Raw genomic sequence first — 18,339 nt, 5'->3', positions numbered from 1 at the left:
GCCTTGGCCCGCCCGCCCAAGCTTGAGCTGCCGCTGCGTGACGGCGTCGCCGCGAGCGCGCTCGCCTGTCCGCCCGGGCCGTGGGCGCTGGTGCTGGACTTCCTCGCCGAGCGGCTGCCGCTGGTCGCGCGCGAGGACTGGGCCTCGCGCATGGCACGCGGGGATGTGCTCGATGACGCCGGCGTTGCGCTGGCGCCTGACTCGCCCTATCGCGCGCGGCGCCGCCTCTACTACTGGCGCTGGTTGGAGGACGAACCCGAGGTGCCCTTCGCCTCGCGCATCCTGCATCTGGACGAGCACCTGCTGGTCGCCGACAAGCCGCACTTCCTGCCGGTCACGCCCAAGGGCCGCTACGTGCAGCAGACGCTGCTGACGCGCCTGCGCCGCGAGACCGGCATCGCCGACCTGAGCCCGGTGCATCGACTCGATCGCGAGACGGCCGGGCTGACGCTGTTCTCGGTCCAGGCCGCGAGCCGGGACGCGTACCAGCGCCTGTTCCGCGATCGCGAAGTGCGGAAGGTCTACGAGGCCATCGCCCCTTGGCGCGACGAGGTCGGCGCGCGGCTGCCGTTCGACTACGCGAGCCGGCTGGAGGAGCACCCCGTCGATTTCATGCAGATGCGGACCGTGGAAGGCGCGCCGAATGCGCTCACGCGCATCGCGCTGGTCGAGCGTCTCGGCACCGATCTGGCCCGCTACGAGCTGCGTCCGCACAGCGGGGTCAAGCATCAGCTGCGGGCGCAGCTGTGCGCATTGGGCCTGCCCATCGTGGGCGACCGCATCTATCCGGTGCTGCAGCCGGTCGAGCCGCAAGTGGACTTCAGCCGACCGCTGCAGCTGCTCGCGCGCGAGATCGCCTTCGTCGATCCGATCGACGGCCAGCCGCGCAGGTTCGTGACCTCGCTCCGGCTGGACGGGGCGACCGCGCACTCGTAGCACGCAGCCGCCCGGGCGGATCAGCCGATCCGGATGATCAATCGATCAAGCGATCAAGAGACCTGAAGCTCAGGCGCTCAGCGCGTCGAGTTGGCGCAGCGCGTCCAGCGTCGCGCGGCAAGCATGCGCGAGTTCCACGCCCTTGGTCACGAGGTGCTCGTGGAAGAAGGCGTGGTGCACGGCGTGCTCGTGGAAGGCCAGTGGCGTCAGCACCGCGGAGAACACCGGCACGCCGGTGTCCAGCTGGACCCGCATCAGCCCGTCAATGACGGCTTGCGCGACGAAGTCGTGGCGGTAGATGCCGCCGTCGACGACCAGCGCGCAGGCGAGCACCGCGTCGTAGCGGCCGCTGCGCGCGAGCTTCATCGCATGCAGCGGGATCTCGAATGCGCCGGGGACCTCGAAGGTCTCGACGGCCGCGGTGCCCGCGGCGGCGAGCTCCCGCTGGGCAGCCTCGCGGCAACGGCCGACCAGATCGGCATGCCAGCTCGCCGACACGATGGCGATGCGCGGGGCGCGATCGCCTCGCGCCGGACTGGTGGCGGAGGAGGGGGAAGACAGGTTGGTAGTGGTCTGATTCATGATGACCTTGTGACAGGTGGACGATGAATCAGGGCGCGCACGCACAGCGCGGCTCGCCGTCGACGCGTGCGGACGCACGCATCGGCGCGGGGCCGACGATGGACGCGATCTCTTTCATCCGGACTGTGACCGTCGGCCCTGGCCTCTCACCAGGTCTGCTGACCCCGTCGCCGCAAGGGTGGTGACGGGCGCTCGCGGGCTCCCAGGTTCATCGATCTGTGATCGATTCCTGGATACCGCCGGTGGGGAATTTCGCCCCGCCCTGAGAACGCTGCCCCGCGTCCTTCCAAGGAAGGCAGCGGGGCGGGCGGATTCTAGGCGGCGCCCCCGGGCCGCGCTGTCGGCTGCGTCAGAAGCCCCACTGCAACTGGGCGCTGAACAGATCGCTCCGGCTGCGGTAGACGTTCCCCCACAGGTAGGCCACCGACAGCTCCGCGCGCTCGCCCAGCGCCGCCTTGAAGGCCGGTCCCGCGCGCCAGGACTTGGGCTCCGCGAAGCCCTGCACGCCAGCGCGCCAGCCAGGTTGCCAGCGATGCAGCGCCTGCCATTGCAGCTTGGCCTGGTTCTGCCGGCGCGCTGCCGCGTCATGCGCCCAGAAGAGATTGAGGTTGAACTGCGTCCATCCCCATTCGGTCTGGAACACCGGGCCGGCTTCGATCGCGTTGCCGTCTCCGCGATTGCGGATCAGCTGCACATGCAGTGCGAGGTCATAGGGCGTGTCGCCCTGCGTGTCATCGCACCCCCTGAGGCATGGGGGGCGATTGTCGTGCCCGTCCCTGCTTGGAGTTTCCCCGGGGAAACCAGCGCGCTTTGCTCGGCACAATGAATCGAAGGGGCGTTCGTCGCAAGGCAGCTACCACCTCATGACCCACAAGGCCATCAGCATCTCGGTCGGCGCGCGCTCCATGCTGGCGCTCTTCGCGCTGGGGCTGCTGCTCATCGCGTTCTCCAGCGCGTGGCAGCTGCGCGAAGACGCGCATCGCCGTGCCGCGCAGACCGACACCGAGCTCGACGCCATCCCGCTGCTCTACGCGGGCCCGCTGGCCTACAGCCTGCGCCAGCAGGCCGAGCAGCCCGAGGCCGTGAGCGGTCTGCTCCATCACATCCTGACCCGCCACCACCTGCGCAGCGTGGAGCTGCAGACCGGCAGCGGCCAGCAGTTCCGCGCGCTGTCCGACGACGACGCGAAGCCGGGCCGCAGCGCGCGATTCCCGCTCGCCGACGCAGGCGAGCTGCGCCTGCAGACGGCCGCGGCGAGCATGGGCGACACGCTGCGTCGCGACCCCCTGCTCCGCACGACGCTGATTCACCTGCTGCTGATGACGCTGCTGGGCCTGTGCGCGGCGCTGCTGGTCGACCGCTTGCTGCTGCGGCATCTGCAGCGCCTGTCGGACCGGGCGCGGCGCTTCGACCCGACCCTGCCGCCGCAGTCGCTCAGCTGGATCGACGCCGACCAGGCCCGCCCGCGCGAAGTGCTGCAGCTGGAGCAGGCGATCGACCACGTGCGCATCTCGCTGGGCGACGAGCTTCATCGCGAGCAGTCGCGCGGCCGCGAGCTGCGCGAGGAGATCGCGCGACAGCACCGCGCGCTGCAACAGGCCGAGCGCTCGCTCGAGGCCAAGCGGCGGGAACTCGCCTCGCTGGAGCGCAACGACACGCTGACCGGCGTCGCCAACCGTCGCGAGTTCGATCAGGCGCTGCGCCGCGAGTTCAAGCGCGCGCAGCGGGACCAGGGCCGGCTGGCGCTGGCGATCATCGACGTCGACCATTTGAAGCCCTTCAATGAGCAGCATGGCCGCGCGGCCGGCGACGAGGTGCTGCGCCGCTTGGCCCGCCTGCTGGCCGAGCACTTCCAGCGCGACACCGATGTGGTCGCGCGACTGGGCGGAGAGGAATTCGCGGTGTTGCTGCCCGGCTTCGACGCCGAGTCGGCGCAGGGCCTGCTGGAAGTGCTGCGCGACACCTGGCGCGCACTCGGCCTGCCGCATGGCGCGCTGCCCGACGACGCGCTGACCGACGACATCGTGACCATCAGCGCGGGACTGGCCGCGTATCAGCCCGGCCATCCGTATCTGAGCCCGCAGGCGCTGATGCAGGCGGCGGACGAGGCGCTCTATCTGGCCAAGCACATGGGGCGGGATCGGCTTTGTCTGGCGTCCTGAAAGCACGTGGGGCCCCTCAGGGCCCCGGGCGCGCGGTGACACGCAAGCGCGGCCAGGCTCAGCGGCCGCGATCCTCGGCCTGCTGCAGCTGCTCCTCGACGCGGCGCGCGGCGCGCAGCATCAGCGTTTCGTCGAGCTGCGCCTGCGGGGCGATGGCCATGACGGTCTCGTCCAGCGACTCCGGCTTGTTCATCAGCGTCCACGCGATCAGCGAGATCGCGCCCACGCCGCGGCGCTGCATGGCCTCGGGCATGCGCAGTTCCTGTTCGACCTGCACGTGATAGCGCACGCTGGCGACGGCGGCGGGCGCGAGTCCCCAGCTTTCGCACAGCGCCGCGCCCAGCGCGTCATGGCTCACGCCGAAGGCGGTGTGCTCCAGCTGGACCAGCTCGCAGTCGCTGCTGGCGGCGCGCAGCATGGCCGGGTAATGGCCGGGCGCGTGGCGGTAGAGCACCGCCTTGCCGCATTCCTCGAACAGACCCGCCGAGTGCGCGGCCCAGGGGTCCACGCCCAGCATCTGGCCCATGCGGCCCATCAGCAAGCCGCGCTTGGCGGCGCGGGACCAGACGGGCTCCAGCTCGGCGGCGGGCGGGAAGGCGGCGCGCAGGCCCATCTCGAACGTGATCGCGGCGACCTCGCGCATGCCCAGATAGGTCAGCGCCTGATGCACCGTCTGCACCCGGCCGCGCAGGCCGTAGAGCGAGGAGTTCACCGCCTTGAGCACCGCCGCGGCCAGCGCCATGTCGGTCTCGACCAGCGCCGACACGGCTTGCAGGTCGATGTCCTCGTCCGCCATCAGCAGCGAGAGCTTGACCAGGACTTCGGGCTGGGTGGGGATCTCGATGTCGAGCGCACGCAATTGAGGGTCGACAGGCATGGTGGATGTCGGTTGTTTGTTCAATGGTATCCCTTGGCCGTGCAGGCCCGCATCCCGCCTTTGGCGGACAGCGGGTGACGAGATGTTCCCGGGGCGTTCAGCGGATAAAGGCGTCCCAGCCGGTCTTGAGGATCAGCAGCGACACCACGACCACGAACATGCCCCGCACGAAGCCCGCGCCGCGGGCCAGCGCCATGCGCGTGCCGACCAGGCTGCCCACGACGTTGGCCACCGCCATCACCGCCGCGACATGCCACCAGATGTGGCCCTTGCCGATGAACAGCATCAGCGCCGCGAAGTTGGTCGCGGTGTTGAGCAGCTTGGCCGTGGCGGAGGCGTGCAGGAAGTCGAAGCCGAGCAGCCGCACGAAGAGGAAGACGAAGAAGCTGCCGGTGCCCGGACCGAAGAAGCCGTCGTAGAAGCCGATGACCAGGCCGATCGCGCTGGCGATGAGGGTCTGGGTCGTGGCCTCGTGGCGCGGGGCGTGATGGCGGCCGAGGTCCTTCTTGGCCAGCGTGTACAGCAGCACGCCCAGCAGGATGATCGGGAGCGCCTTGCGCAGGCCGCTCGGGTCCACCAGCGTCACGGCCCACGCGCCGCCGAAGCTGCCGATCAACGCGGCCACCGCCGCCGGCAGCAGGGAGAGCCAGGGCAGCGACACGCGCTTGGCGTACTGATGGGTGGCCCAGGCGGTCCCCCAGATGGCGGCGCCCTTGTTGGTGCCGAAGAGCGTGGCCGGGGCCGCGTTGGGATAGACGCTGAAGAGCGCGGGCACCAGGATCAGCCCGCCGCCGCCCACGACGGCATCGACAAAACCCGCCGCCAGGGATGCGGCCGCGGCCGTCAGCAACTCGATCATGGAACTGGACTCGCAAGGGCGGCGCACGCCGCGGAAGCGGGCCGCAAACCATCGAAAGCCGGGCCACCAAAACAAAACGGGCCCCTGTTCAGGGGCCCGCGAATTGTGACAGTGTCACTGTATTTCGTTGGTGTTGGTTTGATCTGTTTGTCTCCTCAGCCCCCGTAGGCAACCGCCATTCGCACGGCAGTCGCGTCGAGTAGGGTGGATCCTAGGACCAGCCCCACCATGCACGCACTTGGGGTTTTCACCCGGCGTGCGCACCAAGTTGGAACGGTTAGCCGGCCCTTACTTTCTGAAAAACGCCATTCCTCATGCGGATGGCGCAGATCGCCCGGCGCACTGTTCTTGACCCTTGGGCGGGGTTCGCCCGGTGTCGCGTAGCGGTGTCATACCCCTGAAATGGAGGGCCCCGGCAAACCCCGGCCACTTTTCGCGGGCGCGCCGGGAACTTTCGGGGCCGCTGGCGCAATACGTTCATCCTCGGAGGCGCGGCTTCCGATTCCGATTCCGATTCCGATTCCGAGCAGCCCAGCACGCCGCGAACCCGCGACTCGCCATCCGACGTCCCGCACGACCACGCCCACCACCACGCCGATGAGCTTCTGGACCCGCTTGGCCGGCCGCGCCCGCCACCACCCCGCACCGGACGACACGCCGCCTCAGGCCGCCGCGTCCGAACCGGCCGCCGTCGAGGCGCTGGTGCGCCGACTGCGCCAGGGCGATCCGAACGCGCTGGCGCCGCTCTATCGGAGCGAATCGCCCGGTGTCTACCGCTACGCGCTGGCGCTGTGCGGGCAACCTGATCTGGCGGCCGACGCGATGCAGGAGGCCTTCGTCCAGTTCGCCGGCAGGCCGGAGGGATGGGACTCGGGACGAGGCAGTCTCGGCGCCTATCTCGCCGGCATGGCGCGCCACCACCTGTTGGCACGCTGGCGGGATCAGCCAATGGCGCACGACGAGTCCGAGGACGCGGATCACGCCCACCACGACCCGGTCGAGGCGCCCGAGCAGCAACTGGTCCGCGCCCAGGATCAGGCTCGCTTGATGGACGCCATCCAGTCGCTGCCCTGGGTGTTCCGCGAGGCGCTGGTGCTGGTCGACCTGCAGGAACGCTCTTACGTCGAAGCCGCGCGCATCGCCGGCGTCGAGCTCAACACCCTGCGCACCCGCGTGCATCGCGGTCGCGCCCGGCTGCTGGCGGCTCTGCGGGACGAGGTCCCGGCCGCCGTCGCCTGCTCATCAAAGTCCGCATGATGAAGACCACCGACACCTCCTCCCCGCGCAGCGCGCGCCTGGCCGACTGGCTCTGGGCCGCCGGCCAGGACCTGCGCCGCCAGACGCCGCCCGCCGGGCGCGATGAAGCCGTCCTCGCCGCGATGCAGGAACGCTTCGGCCAGCGGCAGGCTTCCGAACGCGGAACGCGCTGGCGCTGGTCGCTGGTCGGGCCAGGGCTGTGCGCCTCGGTGCTGCTGGCCTGCGTCTGGCTGGTCAACCTGGCGCCGCCGGATCGCGACGGCACCACGCTGACCCGCGGCAGCGACTTCATCGTGCTCGTGTCGGCCGACCGCTGGGCGGCCTTCGAGCAGGCCGGCGCCGCGAACGCCTGGCTGGTGCCGACCGAGGTGCCTCGCGAGCGGCTGGCCCTGCTCGGCCTGCCCTACGACCCGGCCACCGCCGCCGAGCCGGTGCATGCGGAGCTGCTCGTGCATGCCTCCGGCGACGTGCTGGCCATGCGCGTGATGCCGTGAGCGCCGATCCCCGGTCGCTGATCCCTGATGTCCCGACGACCTGAGCCCCCGAATCGACTTCCCCTGGAGACCGCCATGAAGACTTCCCTCACCGCCCTCGCCCTGGCCGTGGCCGCCTCCGCGGTCCAGGCCCAGCAGGATCCCGCGCACGATCAGCCCGAGCCGCAGGCCACCGCCACGCCCAAGCCGCTTCCCGCCGCGCGCCCGGCGCCCGTGCCGCCCGAGCTGCCGCCCCTGGCGCCGCCGGTGCCGCCCGAGCCCCTGGTGCCCGACCTCGGTCCGCTGATCGCCGAGGCAGGCTTGGCGGGCCAAATCCTCAGCGCCGAGCGCGTGGTCAAGGGCGCGCCCTACTGCGCGCAAGCGGTGCACGAAACCGTCCAGCCGCTGGCCGACGGCAATCGCATCGTCCATCAGCAGACCAGCCAGCTCTGCCGCGACGGCGAGGGCCGCACGCGGCAGGAGGTCGAGCGCCAAGGCCGCCGCTTCGTCTACCTGCGCGATCCGGTGGGCGGCGAGAACTGGCTGTTGGAGCCGGATCGCAAGGTCGCGCGCTACCTGGGCGGCGGCAAGCTCGACGCCGAGGCGCAGCGAGAGCACGCCGAGCGCATGCGCGAGTACAACGACAAGATGCGGGACTACAGCGATCGCATGCGCGAGTACGGCAGCAAGATGCGCGACTGGGCGCGCGAGCACGGCGAACGCGTGCGCGAAGCGCTGCGCAGCGCCGATGCCGCGTCCAAGCCCGAGACGCCCCGGCCGCCGAAGCCGCCCGCTGCCCCGCGCGCGCCTGAAGCAGTGGTGGTCGCGCCGGGCGGCGAGGGCCGTGAGGTCCGCGTGATCCGCATCGAGACACCCACCGGCGCGCTGCCGCCGATGTCGCCGATCGCCATCCCCATGGCGGTCACGATGCGCATGGAGCCGCTGATCATCGGTGGTCAGAACGTCCAGACCGACACGTTGCCGGCGCGCGAGATCGAGGGTCTGAAGGTCACCGGCGCACGCAGCTCGTGGACCATCCCGGCCGGCAAGATCGGCAACGAGAAGCCCATCGTGACCACGCGCGAGGTCTGGACCTCGCCGGATCTGAAGCTCACCGTGAGCTCGGTGAGCAAGGATCCGCGCAGCGGCGATCAGAGCTATCAGCTGCGCAACATCCGCCGCGCGGAGCCCGATGCCGCGCTGATGCGCGTGCCGGCGGAATTCCAGAAGACCGGCATGCCGGGCCCGCGCAAGCCGCGTGACGCCAAGGAGCCCAAGCAGGGTTGATCACCGAAGGCTGAGCGCGGACTGGGTCGGGCTCCGCCGGTCGCGCGCTCAGAGCGGCGCCCTCGTCCCGATGCCGGCTCCGCTGCGCCGACAATGCCGGCCGATGACGGCGCCTCCTCCTCGATTGATCCTGCAGACGCTGGGCCGCGGCGACGGCCTGCTCGGCATGCGGCCGCACGGCAAGCTCGGCCCGCGCGGCGACCGCGTGACCGTGCTGCGCCTGGCACGCTGGCCCGAGGACGAGGACCGCTCGGCGCAGTGGCAGGCGCTGCCGCTGCATCCGGTGGACGTGTCCATGCTGCAGTGGCGCGACGCCTCCTTCGGCCACGGGCTGTCGCCCTGCTGGACCCTGGAGCAGGAGGACCAGTTCCCCGACTTCACCGCCGATCAGATTCCGCTGCTGCGCGACAAGGGCTGGGAGATCGAGTTCGCGCCCGGCTTCGCGCACCACAGCGTCGCGATCGACGCGTGGTCGCTGGAAGTCCAGCCCGATGACGGCGTCGACGCCGGGCCCGATCCCGATCTGGGCCGCACGGCGGAGCGCATTCCGACGCTGGGGCTGTCCCGCCGCAAGGGCTCCTGGCTGCTGAGCCTGGGCGTCACGGTGCAAGGGCAGCGGGTCGACCTCGCGCCCATGATCTGGGACCTGCTGCGCAAGGACCGCCGCTGGCTCTACGCCGAAGCCATCGGCGGTATCGACGACGACGCCATCATCGGCCTGAAGGCGCCGGGCGGCCGCCGGCTGCACACGACGGCGGCGCCGCTGAAGCGGCTGATGCTCAATCTGCTGGAGATCCTGGTGGTGCAGCGCGGTCGGCGCGGACCGATCAAGCTGACGTCCTGGGAAGCGGCGCGGCTGTCGGCGCTGGATGTGCCGGACAGCCGCTGGCAGGTCTACGGCGCGCCGGAACTGCGCGCGATGTGGGAGCGGCTGCGCCACGCCGGACCACCGCGCGTCGATGCGCAACCGGCGGGGCTGGGCATCACGCTGCGGCCCTATCAGCTGCAGGGCGTGGGCTGGCTGCAATACCTGGCGAGGCAGGAGCTTGGCGGCATCCTGGCGGACGACATGGGCCTGGGGAAAACGGCGCAGGCGCTCGCGCACCTGTGGGTCGAGAAGCAGGCCGGCCGTCTGGACAAGCCGGCGCTGGTCGTCGCGCCGACCTCGCTGATCTTCAATTGGACCAACGAGGCGGCGCGCGTCGCGCCCGGTCTGCGAGTCGCCGCGCTCAGCGATCCGGCCGAGCGCAGCCAAGTGCTGGGGCGGCTCGGCGAGATCGACCTGCTGCTGTGCAGCTACGGCCTGGTCTGGCGCGAGGTGCGCGCGCTGACCAAGGCGGCGTTCTCGGTGCTGGTGGTCGACGAGGCGCAGGCGGTCAAGAACCCGCGCTCGCGGGCGGCGCGGGCGCTGCGCCGGCTCCAGGCCGGGCAGCGGATGGTGCTCACCGGCACGCCGCTGGAAAACCACCTGGGCGAGCTCTGGACCCAGTTCGACTTCCTGATGCCGGGCTACCTGGGCGACAGCCGCGCCTTCGCCCGGCACTGGCGCAAGCCCATCGAGCAGAACGGCAGCGCCGAGCGCGCCCGGGAGCTGGCCCTGCGCGTGCGCCCCTTCATCCTGCGGCGGCTGAAGGAGGAGGTGGCGGCCGATCTCCCCCCGATGACGGTGCTCACGCAGCGGATCCCCCTGCAAGGGCGACAGCGCCAGCTCTACGAGAGCGTGCGCATCGGCGCCGACCACCTGGTACGGCGGCTGCTGAAGGATTCGCAGGAATTCGGGGACGGGATCATGTCGGTGCTCGACGCGATGCTGAAGCTGCGCCAGGTCTGCGGCGACCCGCGGCTGGTGCCGGGCATCGAGATCCCGCCGGGGATGGAGTCCGCCAAGCTGGACTGGCTGCGGGAGAAGGTGCCGGAGCTGATCGCGCAGGGACGGCGGATTCTGGTGTTCTCCCAGTTCACCGGCATGCTGGCGCTGATCGAGGAGGCGATGACTGCCGCGCGCGTCCCGCTGCTGAAGCTGACCGGGGACACGCCGGAGGCGCGACGGGGAGAGGTGGTCGGCCGCTTCCAGGCGGAAGAGGTCCCGCTGATGCTGGTCAGCCTGAAGGCCGGCGGGGTGGGGCTGACGCTGACCGCCGCCGACACCGTCATCCTGGTCGACCCCTGGTGGAACCCGGCGGTCGACGCGCAGGCCCAGGCGCGCGCGCACCGGATCGGGCAATCACGGCCGGTGTTCGTTCACCAGCTGGTGATCGAGGGCAGCATCGAGGAACGGATGCTGGAGCTCCAGGCCCGCAAGCGGGCGCTGGCCGACGGCCTGTTGGGCCGGGACGGCGGGGAGCGTCTGGAGAAATTCAGCGCCGCGGAGATTGAGCGGCTGTTGGCGCCGCTTCAGCCGTCGGTGGACGAAGACGACTGAAGGGGCGGCTTGGGCAGGGGCCGGGGCGCGGGACCGGAGCTCGTCCGGGCGTTGGCGCAAGACCGGTGGCCCTGCCGGCGCGATCAGCGCTTGCGGTCGAAACGCAGGGCGCGTGCGACGCTGCGGCGGTCGCAGCCCAGGGAGGCGACTTCGAAGGCCTCGTGCTTGCGGCCCTTGTCGCTGAGCAGCTCCTGCGGCAGGCGACGCGGTTGAGATTCGGTGCGGGACTGGGACTTCATCATGGTCGTGGAACCTTTGGCTTCCAGGCGGGGGGATGTCCGCCATGGGTCAGCTAACGCCAGCCCTTGAGGTCGCGTTGACAGCCTCCTCACAAATGTGAACAAAGCTGGCGCATCGATACACGAGGCTCCCGGACCTGGGCTCCAAATATGCACCGCTTTAGTGCAATCCTGGTTCGAAAGCCCGGACGATCGCCCGTCGCGGTGCGGCAACGGGCCTTTGATGAGTCGCCCGTCGGAGGGAGGGCTTTCTCGATAAGCTCGCGCCCATGTCCACCGCATCTCTTGCCGTTCCCTCCGACGACCTGCTGGTCGCTTGCTTGTGCGCCGACTGGTGCCGGGTCTGCGACGGCTACCGCGACGACTTCGCCGCCCTGCGCCAGCAGCATCCGGGCGTGCGCTTCGTCTGGGTCGACATCGAGGACGACTCGGAACTGGTCGACGATCTGGAGGTCGAGACCTTCCCCACGCTGCTGATCGGCCGCGGCGAGCAGCTGTGCTTCGTCGGCCCGGTCCTGCCTCAGCCGGCGGCGGCCCAGCGCCTGATCCAGGCGGCGGAAGAAAACCCGGCCATGTCCGCCGCCAGTCCGACGGCCCCCCCGGGCACCATGGCGGCCGCACAGTCGCTGCTGTCGCGTCTGCGACAGTCCTGCTGAGCCGGCATCGCATCCCGCACCTCTGGATCCCCCGTCCGTCGTCCGGGGGCCTCCATCGGGGGGAGCGCAGGCGAGAATGCGTCACCGCTAACACAATTGCCGGTCTGCGCGCGATCCGCAGCCGACCGCTGTCTGATGAACGTCCATTTCAAGAACTCGGTGGCCCGCGCCACTCCCATCCTGGCGCTGGATCGCGCCTCGTATCAGGCGCTGGCTGCCTCGCTGCCCAAGCGCACCCAGCAATGGCTGGCGACGTTGGGCTTCTCCGCCGCGCCGGACACCTTCGCGCTGGTCCCCGGTGAAGACGGCAAGCTGGCGCAGGTCTTCGCCGGCGTGGCCCATGCCGCCCACCCGTTCGCGCTGTCGGCGCTGCCGCTGGCCCTGCCCGAGGGCAACTACACCCTGTCCCCCGAAGGTCTGCCCCTGCAGGATGAAGCCGCCGCGCTGTCCTGGGAGCTGGGCTGCTATCAGTTCGACCTGTACAAGCCGCGCAAGCGCCAGCCGGCCCAACTGCTGATCAAGAGCAGCGCCGACGGCCAACGCGGCTTGGCCGTCGCCACCGCAATGACCGCCGTGCGCGATCTGGTCAACACCCCGGCCGAGCACATGGGCCCCGAGGAGTTGTCCAAGGCCGCCGCCCTGGTCGGCAAGCAGCATGGCGCGAAGTTCAAGGAAATCGTCGGCGACGATCTGCTGAAGAAGAACTTCCCCGCCATCCACGCCGTCGGCCGCGCCAGCACGCGCGCCCCGCGTCTGATCGAGCTGAACTGGGGCAGCGACAAGCATCCGCGCCTGACCATCGTCGGCAAGGGCGTGTGCTTCGACACCGGCGGCCTGGACATCAAGTCCCCCGACGGCATGCGCCAGATGAAGAAGGACATGGGCGGCGCGGCCAACGCGCTGGGCCTGGCCACGCTGATCATGGCGCTGAAGCTGCCCGTGCGTCTGCAGGTGCTGATCCCGGCCGTCGAGAACTCGATCGCCGGCAACGCCTATCGTCCGGGCGACGTGGTGAAAACCCGCGCCGGCCTGCACATCGAGATCGGCAACACCGACGCCGAAGGCCGCGTGATCCTGTGCGACGCGCTGGCCTACGCCACCGAGTCCAAGCCCGAGCTGATCATCGATCTGGCCACGCTGACCGGCGCGGCCCGCGTCGCGTTGGGCGCGCAACTGCCGGCGCTGTTCTCCAAGCACATGGACACGGCGCGCGACCTGGTCGACCTGGGCCTGAAGCTGGACGATCCGCTGTGGCACATGCCGCTGTGGGCGCCCTACAAGGAAGGCATCACCTCGGGCATCGCTGACATCGTGAACACCGGCCGCAACGCGCTGGCCGGCGCGATCAACGCGGCGCTGTTCCTCGAGGCCTTCATCCCGGCCGAGCAGGACTGGCTGCATGTCGACCTGTTCGCGTGGAACGATGTGTCGCGCCCCGGCCGGCCGCTCGGCGGCGAGGCCCAGACCATCCGCACGCTGCTGGCCTACATCGAAGAGCGCTTCGCCGCCTGATCGACGTCCGCCCAGGGGTGGCGCCGGCTCGGCCGGCACCCCCGCGTGGACCTCGCCTCGACAGCCCGCCCGCATCGCGCCGGCGGGCTTTCTACTCGCCCTCGACCAGCCACTGCGCGGCGCGCTCCGCGATCATCAGCGTCGGCGAGTTCGTGTTGCCGCTGGTGATCGTGGGCATCACGCTGGCGTCGATCACCCGCAGCCCCTGCACGCCGCGCACACGCAACCGGCTGTCGACGACGGCGAGCGCGTCGTCGTCGCGGCCCATGCGGCAGGTGCCGACGGGATGGAAGATGGTCGTGGCGATGTCGCCGGCCAGGCGGGCGAGCTCTTCATCCGTCTGGAACTGCGTGCCCGGCTTGTATTCCGCAGGGCGATAGCGCGCCAGCGCCGGCTGCTCGACGATGCGCCGCGTCAACCGCAGGCTGCGCGCCGCGACCTCGCGATCGGCCTGGGTGCTCAGGTAGTTGGGCGCGATCAGCGGCGCGTCGGCCGCGTCGGCGCTGCGGATCGAGACCGATCCGCGACTGGTCGGATTCAGATTGCAGACGCTCGCGGTGAACGCGTTGAAGCCGTGCAGCGGCTCGCCGAAAGCCTCCAGCGACAGCGGCTGCACGTGGTACTGCAGGTCCGGCCACGCCTTGTCCGGACCGCTGCGCGCGAAAGCACCCAGCTGCGACGGCGCCATGCTCATCGGTCCGGTGCGGCGCAACGCGTACTCCAGCCCGATGCGGGCCTTGCCGGCCCAGCTCGAGGCCAGCGTGTTCAGCGTGCTCACGCCCTCGACCTTGAAGACCGCGCGGATCTGCAAGTGGTCCTGCAGGTTGCCGCCGACGCCGGGCAAATCCTTCACGACCTCGATGCCATGCCGCTTCAACAGCGCCGCCGGGCCGATGCCGGACAGCTGAAGCAACTGCGGCGAGCCGATCGCGCCCGCCGCGAGCAAGACCTGCCCCCCGGGCGCCAGGCGCGCCTCCTCCAGGCCCTGCGGCGTGCGCACCAGCACGCCGTCGCAGCGCGTCGCGCTGTCGACGGTGTCGAGCAGCAGCCGCTGCGCATGCGCGCCGGTCCACATCTCGAAGTTCATGCGCTTGTAGCAGGCCGGCCGCAGAAAGGCCTTGGCCGTGTTCCAGCGCCAGCCCGCGCGCTGATTGACCTCGAAGTAGCCGACGCCCTCGTTGTTGCCGCGATTGAAATCGGGCGTGGCCGGGATGCCGGCCTGCTGCGCCGCCTCGGCGAAGGCGTCCAGCACCGCCCAGCGCAGACGCTGCTTCTCGACGCGCCATTCACCGCCGTGACCGTGCAGCGCCGCATCGAAGCCGGGCGGACGCTCTGCGCCGGCGTCCAGGCGCCAATGGTCCTCGTGCTTGCGGAACAGCGGCAGCACCGCGTCCCAGCGCCAGGCCTCGTCGCCGGTGGCCTCGGCCCAGCCGTCGTAATCGCGCCTCTGGCCGCGCATGTAGATCATCCCGTTGATGCTGGAGCTGCCGCCCAGCACCTTGCCGCGCGGATAGCGCAGGCTGCGTCCGTTCAGGCCCGCGTCGGGCTCGGTCTTGAACAGCCAGTCGGTGCGTGGATTGCCGATGCAATACAGGTAGCCGACGGGGATGTGGATCCAGTGATAGTCGTCGCGGCCGCCGGCCTCCAGCAGCAGCACCCGCTTGCCGGGATCCGCGCTGAGCCGGTTGGCCAGCAGGCAGCCGGCCGTGCCGGCGCCCACGATGATGAAGTCGAACCGGTTGTCTCCGCCCATGGGTCTCTTGTCGTGATGGGTCTGTGCGGTCGCCCGCGAGGACCCATGCTGACCGAGCCGGTCGCGGCGGGCAACCGCGTTCTCACCAAGTTGTCACGACGATTCGCCCGCCGTGTCCAGCATGCGCCCGCCCAGCCGGTACCAGTCGAAGCGACGCGTGGCCGCCATGATCGCCGCCAGCACCGCGAACAGCAGCAGCGAGCCCACCAGCAGCGCCGCCTTCTCCAGGTTGAGCAGCACGAACAGCGCGCCGTAGAGCGTCCCCACCAGCGCGCCGAATCCCAGCCCCCGCCGCAGGGTGCCCAGCATCGCCGCGCCGTAGCAGGTGAGCAGGCCGATGGCGGCGGCGGCGGCGATCCCGTATGACAGCGCGAAGCTCAGGTGCTCCGACAAGCCCAGCAGCAGCAGGAAGAACAGCGTCATTGCCAGCCCGACCAGCAGGTACTGCACGGGGTGCACGCGGCGGCCGACGAACAGCTCCAGCAACCCGACGCTGACAAAGGTCAGGACGATGAACATCAGGCCGTACTTGATGGCGCGGTCGCTCATCACGTAGGGATTCACCGGGTCGATCATCGAGAACGCCAGCGTGTCGGTGATGCGAGCCGTGGGCGGCGTCTCGCGCGGGGGCCGGACGCCGTACTCGGCGAGCTCGGGATCGCGATCGATGCCGGGCAGCGCGCGGCCGTCGGCGACGTCCTTCAACGCGGTAGTGGCGAGCTCCGACACCTGCCAGCTCGCCTCGAAGCCGTCGGCGCGCACCTCGCTGCTCACCGGCAGGAAGCGGCCGCCGAAGCTGGGATGCGGCCAGTCCGAACGCAGCTTCACCTGCGTCGCCGAGGCGGCGGGCACCACGCCGAAGTCCGTCATGCCGATGAGGTCGATGGCGACGCTCAGCGCCAGCGGCTGGTCCAGCGGCTGGCCCGGCAGATCGGCATGCAGTCCGTTGGGATAGCTGTCGTGGCGCGTGCCGGGCTCCACCGTCAGCGGCGCGTCGCCCCACTTGAGCGTGACCGCGCGCAGCCCGCGCGCGTCGCTCACGGCGATGAAGACGCGCGGATCCTCGCAGCTCAGCGCGCCTTCATGCTCAGCCTTGGGCGTCAGCGCCGCGAGCGAGGCCCAGCGCGCCTGCAGCCCGACTTTGGCCGCATAGGTGTTGATCTTGAACAGGCCCCGATAGCGCGGCTCCTGCTTCAACGCGCCGTCGACCGCGAGCTCGGCCGGCATCGCGGTCAGCACGAAGAAGCGGCGCTCCTTGGTCCTGGTCTGGTCCTTGCCGGAGCCGGTGACCCTGGTCCATTCCTCGGTGCAGCTGCGCTGCGCAACGGGACCGAGCATTACCTGCGGACCGGCCTGGGCGGCGGCGACACCGGCCTCGGCGCCGCGCTGGCGGTCCTGGCGCTCGTCGACCAGCCAGCCGATCCGCATCAGCACCCACAGCAACAACAGCGTCACCCCGGCCAGGATGACCAGCTTCCACGTCAGCGCCTTCACTTGCATCGTCCCTCTCCTCGCCCTCTGGCACATGCCGGGCCCATGGGAAGCGGGCAGTCTCGGCAGGGCGGGTGAGCTCAGGACGAGGTTTGTGAGGCGATGGTGAAGTCGTCGAACTCCAGGCGAACGCGCAGGCCAGGCTCAGCGGGGGCGAAGCTCAGCCGGCCGCGATGCAGATCGGCGATCTGCCGCGTGATCGCCAGGCCCAGGCCCGAGCCCTTGCGCAGGCTGCCGGGGCGCGCGGTCGAGAAGAAGCGCTCGCCCAGTTGGGACCACGCCGCCGTCGGCACGCCGGGGCCATGGTCGCGGAGTTCGAAGAAGGCCACGGGCCGGGGCGCGCGATCGACGCCCACCGTCAGCTCCAAGGTCGAATCCGCCGGCGCGAAGTCGACCGCGTTGGTGAGCAGGTTGCTGATCGCCAAGGTCAGCAGCTCCGCGTCGGCTTGCAGGCGCACCGACTCGCGGCCGGTCCAGCGCACGGTCAGGCGCTGCTGCTGCAGCCGCGCCGCCAGGGGCGCGATCGCCTCGTCCACCGCCGCCTCCAGCGATATCAGGCGCGGATGTTCCGGCCCGCGCCGCAACTCCAGCGTCGACAGCGCGAGCAGGCGCTCGACCATCTCGGTCATGCGGTCGCTCTGCGTCACCACCTGCGCCGCGAAACGCTGGCGGTCGGCGGCCGGCAGCTCGTCCTGCAGCAGCTCGCCCGCGCCGCGCATCGCGGCCAGCGGGCTCTTGAGCTCATGGGTGAGCGCGCGCGCGACGTGCTCCAGATGCTCCCGACCGTCGAGCCGCTCCCGCATCGCGTCCATCGCCTGCGCCAGGTCGCCGAGCTCGCCCGGCACCTTGGGCGGCAGGCGGCGCTCGCCCAGCTGCACTTCCTGTGCGTAGCGGCGCAGCCGCCGCACGGTCGTGACCATCCACAGCGTCACCGCGACACCCACCGCCAGCGACACCGCCAGCAAGCCCAGTCCGGCGATCCAGATGCGGCGCTCGGCGCGGTAGATGATCTGCTGCACCGCCGCGGCCGGCTTGGCCACGGTGACGACGCCGATGGTCCGCCCGTCCACCCGCACCGGCGCGGCCACGTACATCACCGGACTGCCCTGCGCGTCGCTGCCGTTGCCCAGATCGCCGGCGTTGCCGTAGGGCGTCAGGCGCCGGGGCGCGTCGGGCGTGGAGCGGGCGCCGTACTCGCCACGCAGCGTCCGGGCGACGTCGTTCCAGGCCGAGTAATCCTGCCCGACCGCCGGCGCGGGGCCGGTGTCCAGCACCACCCGGCCACCGGCGTCGGTCACGTAGATGCGGAAGTCGAGCGACCGCTTGCGGGCGCTGAGGATGCGCGCGTCGACGGGGCGCTCGGCGTAGTCGCGCACGCGCTGGGCGAATCGGGTGCCGGTGAGGTCGCCGCCGGGCGGCATCGCGGCGAGCTCGTCACGCGCCAGCTCGGCCACCAGGTTGGCGGTGTCGACCATCATGTCCTCCATCACCTCCCGCACGCTGGGCTTGAACTCGCCCAGCACGACGCGCAGCAGGATGAAGGCGCTCAGCCCCGCGACGAGGAAGAAGCCCAGGAACAGCCGCAGACCGAGCCGCATCCGCGTCACTCCAGCGAGTAGCCCATGCCGCGGTGGGTGCGGATGGGGTCGAGCTCGGGGCGGACCTGGCGCAGCTTGGCGCGCAGGGTTTTGATATGGGTGTCGACGGTGCGGTCGCTGCTGTCGGCGTCCAGGCCCCAGACGGCGTCGAGCAGGCTTTCGCGCGTGTGGATGCGGCTGGGGGCGGCCAGCAGGCGCAGCAGCAGGCCGAGTTCGCGCCGGGTCAGCGGCAGCA

At 70.7% G+C, this 18,339-nt stretch carries 17 protein-coding genes and 1 riboswitch; of the genes, 8 read left to right on the top strand and 9 right to left on the bottom strand.

Annotated features, from left to right (window positions below; all coding sequences use genetic code 11):
• The first annotated feature begins 3 nt into the window (after positions 1–3).
• Positions 4–936 (top strand): pseudouridine synthase, encoded by a 933-nt coding sequence (locus ABDW59_RS21030; RefSeq protein WP_343632779.1) that lies wholly within the window; start codon positions 4–6, stop codon positions 934–936.
• 69 nt (positions 937–1,005) lie between these two features.
• Here the strand turns inward: ABDW59_RS21030 and ABDW59_RS21025 are convergent, their stop codons facing one another.
• Positions 1,006–1,518, bottom strand: a complete 513-nt coding sequence (locus ABDW59_RS21025) for a 6,7-dimethyl-8-ribityllumazine synthase (RefSeq protein ID WP_343632777.1) — start codon at positions 1,516–1,518, stop codon at positions 1,006–1,008.
• A 102-nt stretch (positions 1,519–1,620) separates the two neighbouring features.
• Positions 1,621–1,792: riboswitch (FMN riboswitch) on the bottom strand.
• A gap of 75 nt (positions 1,793–1,867) precedes the next feature.
• Positions 1,868–2,212 carry a hypothetical protein gene (locus ABDW59_RS21020; protein WP_343632776.1) on the bottom strand — a complete coding sequence of 115 codons (345 nt, stop codon included), beginning with the start codon at positions 2,210–2,212 and terminating at the stop codon, positions 1,868–1,870.
• A 169-nt stretch (positions 2,213–2,381) separates the two neighbouring features.
• Between ABDW59_RS21020 and ABDW59_RS21015 the strand changes: the two genes are divergently transcribed.
• Positions 2,382–3,680 carry a GGDEF domain-containing protein gene (locus tag ABDW59_RS21015; protein ID WP_343632774.1) on the top strand — a complete coding sequence of 433 codons (1,299 nt, stop codon included), beginning with the start codon at positions 2,382–2,384 and terminating at the stop codon, positions 3,678–3,680.
• A 58-nt stretch (positions 3,681–3,738) separates the two neighbouring features.
• Here ABDW59_RS21015 and ABDW59_RS21010 read toward each other — a convergent pair whose 3' ends face one another.
• Together ABDW59_RS21010 and ABDW59_RS21005 are read right to left on the bottom strand one after the other, a co-directional pair.
• A complete protein-coding gene (locus ABDW59_RS21010; RefSeq protein WP_343632772.1) occupies positions 3,739–4,557 on the bottom strand; it encodes an HDOD domain-containing protein in 819 nt (272 codons plus the stop codon).
• Between the two features lie 97 nt (positions 4,558–4,654).
• Positions 4,655–5,413, bottom strand: coding sequence for a TSUP family transporter (locus ABDW59_RS21005; RefSeq protein ID WP_343632816.1), 759 nt, complete (start codon positions 5,411–5,413; stop codon positions 4,655–4,657).
• Positions 5,414–6,013: 600 nt separating this feature from the next.
• Between ABDW59_RS21005 and ABDW59_RS21000 the strand changes: the two genes are divergently transcribed.
• The 4 genes from ABDW59_RS21000 to ABDW59_RS20985 all read left to right on the top strand — a co-directional run bounded on the left by ABDW59_RS21000 (position 6,014) and on the right by ABDW59_RS20985 (position 10,855).
• Complete coding sequence (locus ABDW59_RS21000) at positions 6,014–6,673, top strand: RNA polymerase sigma factor (RefSeq protein WP_343632770.1); 660 nt, start codon at positions 6,014–6,016, stop codon at positions 6,671–6,673.
• Positions 6,673–7,167, top strand: a complete 495-nt coding sequence (locus ABDW59_RS20995; protein ID WP_343632768.1) for a hypothetical protein — start codon at positions 6,673–6,675, stop codon at positions 7,165–7,167. Before ABDW59_RS21000 ends, ABDW59_RS20995 begins: the two co-directional genes overlap by 1 nt.
• Before the next feature lie 75 nt (positions 7,168–7,242).
• Complete coding sequence (locus ABDW59_RS20990) at positions 7,243–8,433, top strand: hypothetical protein (RefSeq protein ID WP_343632765.1); 1,191 nt, start codon at positions 7,243–7,245, stop codon at positions 8,431–8,433.
• A gap of 103 nt (positions 8,434–8,536) precedes the next feature.
• Positions 8,537–10,855, top strand: a complete 2,319-nt coding sequence (locus ABDW59_RS20985) for a DEAD/DEAH box helicase (RefSeq protein WP_343632763.1) — start codon at positions 8,537–8,539, stop codon at positions 10,853–10,855.
• An 83-nt stretch (positions 10,856–10,938) separates the two neighbouring features.
• Here the strand turns inward: ABDW59_RS20985 and ABDW59_RS20980 are convergent, their stop codons facing one another.
• Entirely contained in the window at positions 10,939–11,097 is a 159-nt protein-coding gene (locus ABDW59_RS20980) for a hypothetical protein (protein ID WP_169806134.1), read from the bottom strand.
• A gap of 266 nt (positions 11,098–11,363) precedes the next feature.
• Between ABDW59_RS20980 and ABDW59_RS20975 the strand changes: the two genes are divergently transcribed.
• Positions 11,364–11,750: a thioredoxin family protein gene (locus ABDW59_RS20975; RefSeq protein ID WP_343632761.1), complete on the top strand. Its 387-nt coding sequence runs from the start codon at positions 11,364–11,366 to the stop codon at positions 11,748–11,750.
• A 135-nt stretch (positions 11,751–11,885) separates the two neighbouring features.
• On the top strand, positions 11,886–13,262 hold the full coding sequence (locus tag ABDW59_RS20970) for a leucyl aminopeptidase family protein (RefSeq protein WP_343632759.1): 1,377 nt from the start codon (positions 11,886–11,888) through the stop codon (positions 13,260–13,262).
• 91 nt (positions 13,263–13,353) lie between these two features.
• Here ABDW59_RS20970 and ABDW59_RS20965 read toward each other — a convergent pair whose 3' ends face one another.
• The 4 genes from ABDW59_RS20965 to ABDW59_RS20950 all read right to left on the bottom strand — a co-directional run.
• Positions 13,354–15,015: a GMC family oxidoreductase N-terminal domain-containing protein gene (locus ABDW59_RS20965; protein WP_343632757.1), complete on the bottom strand. Its 1,662-nt coding sequence runs from the start codon at positions 15,013–15,015 to the stop codon at positions 13,354–13,356.
• 93 nt (positions 15,016–15,108) lie between these two features.
• Positions 15,109–16,515: a cell envelope integrity protein CreD gene (gene creD, locus ABDW59_RS20960; RefSeq protein ID WP_343632754.1), complete on the bottom strand. Its 1,407-nt coding sequence runs from the start codon at positions 16,513–16,515 to the stop codon at positions 15,109–15,111.
• Positions 16,516–16,586: 71 nt separating this feature from the next.
• The gene (gene creC, locus ABDW59_RS20955) at positions 16,587–18,104 is read right to left on the bottom strand and encodes a two-component system sensor histidine kinase CreC (protein ID WP_343632752.1); all 1,518 of its coding nucleotides are present in this window, start codon (positions 18,102–18,104) and stop codon (positions 16,587–16,589) included.
• Positions 18,105–18,109: 5 nt separating this feature from the next.
• A partial coding sequence (locus ABDW59_RS20950) for a winged helix-turn-helix domain-containing protein (protein ID WP_343632750.1) occupies positions 18,110–18,339 on the bottom strand: 230 nt, incomplete at its 5' end.

Origin of the sequence: Roseateles sp. (assembly GCF_039595295.1) — a bacterium.
GTDB lineage: Bacteria > Pseudomonadota > Gammaproteobacteria > Burkholderiales > Burkholderiaceae_C > Roseateles.
The sequence above is the reverse complement of the archived record's forward strand: the minus strand, read 5'-3'. Positions and strand labels throughout refer to the sequence as shown.

What these genes read in the sequence shown, in the direction of transcription:
- ABDW59_RS21025 (WP_343632777.1), bottom strand. Translation starts at nt 1,518, where the DNA reads ATGAATCAGACCACTACCAACCTGTCTTCCCCCTCCTCCGCCACCAGT.
- ABDW59_RS21015 (WP_343632774.1), top strand. Translation starts at nt 2,382, where the DNA reads ATGACCCACAAGGCCATCAGCATCTCGGTCGGCGCGCGCTCCATGCTG.
- ABDW59_RS21010 (WP_343632772.1), bottom strand. Translation starts at nt 4,557, where the DNA reads ATGCCTGTCGACCCTCAATTGCGTGCGCTCGACATCGAGATCCCCACC.
- ABDW59_RS21000 (WP_343632770.1), top strand. Translation starts at nt 6,014, where the DNA reads ATGAGCTTCTGGACCCGCTTGGCCGGCCGCGCCCGCCACCACCCCGCA.
- ABDW59_RS20995 (WP_343632768.1), top strand. Translation starts at nt 6,673, where the DNA reads ATGAAGACCACCGACACCTCCTCCCCGCGCAGCGCGCGCCTGGCCGAC.
- ABDW59_RS20990 (WP_343632765.1), top strand. Translation starts at nt 7,243, where the DNA reads ATGAAGACTTCCCTCACCGCCCTCGCCCTGGCCGTGGCCGCCTCCGCG.
- ABDW59_RS20985 (WP_343632763.1), top strand. Translation starts at nt 8,537, where the DNA reads ATGACGGCGCCTCCTCCTCGATTGATCCTGCAGACGCTGGGCCGCGGC.
- ABDW59_RS20980 (WP_169806134.1), bottom strand. Translation starts at nt 11,097, where the DNA reads ATGATGAAGTCCCAGTCCCGCACCGAATCTCAACCGCGTCGCCTGCCG.
- ABDW59_RS20975 (WP_343632761.1), top strand. Translation starts at nt 11,364, where the DNA reads ATGTCCACCGCATCTCTTGCCGTTCCCTCCGACGACCTGCTGGTCGCT.
- ABDW59_RS20970 (WP_343632759.1), top strand. Translation starts at nt 11,886, where the DNA reads ATGAACGTCCATTTCAAGAACTCGGTGGCCCGCGCCACTCCCATCCTG.
- ABDW59_RS20965 (WP_343632757.1), bottom strand. Translation starts at nt 15,015, where the DNA reads ATGGGCGGAGACAACCGGTTCGACTTCATCATCGTGGGCGCCGGCACG.
- creD (WP_343632754.1), bottom strand. Translation starts at nt 16,515, where the DNA reads ATGCAAGTGAAGGCGCTGACGTGGAAGCTGGTCATCCTGGCCGGGGTG.
- creC (WP_343632752.1), bottom strand. Translation starts at nt 18,104, where the DNA reads ATGCGGCTCGGTCTGCGGCTGTTCCTGGGCTTCTTCCTCGTCGCGGGG.